Origin of the sequence: Methylobacterium nigriterrae (assembly GCF_037106235.1) — a bacterium.
Classification (GTDB): domain Bacteria; phylum Pseudomonadota; class Alphaproteobacteria; order Rhizobiales; family Beijerinckiaceae; genus Methylobacterium; species Methylobacterium nigriterrae.
The window spans coordinates 1-296 of sequence record NZ_JBAWTG010000708.1; the positions used below are offsets into that span (position 1 = coordinate 1).

The window sequence follows — 296 nt, forward strand, 5'->3', positions numbered from 1 at the left end:
CGTCAGAGCGCCGTCACCGCCTTCAAGGCCGGCGGCGCGGGGGGCCCGATCGTCGGACTCGGGCTTGCCTACGGGGTGTTCCACGCCGCCGGCCCCGGCCACGGCACGGCGGTGATCGCCGGCTACATCCTGGCGGGCGAGCGGGCGCTGCCGCGCGCCTTCGCCCTGAGCTTCGCCGCGGCGCTGCTGCAGGCCCTCGGGGCGATCCTGATCGTCACGGCGGGCGTCCTCCTCCTCAACACCACGGCCGCCGGGATGACGCGGGCCGGCGCCATGATCGAGACCGTCAGCTTCGC

Annotated in this window: 1 protein-coding gene; it reads left to right on the forward strand. The window is 75.7% G+C overall.

Going from position 1 to position 296, the window contains the following annotated elements:
- Positions 1–296, forward strand: a 296-nt coding sequence (locus WDW90_RS38815) for a HoxN/HupN/NixA family nickel/cobalt transporter (RefSeq protein WP_488803333.1), incomplete at both ends; no start/stop codon positions are given.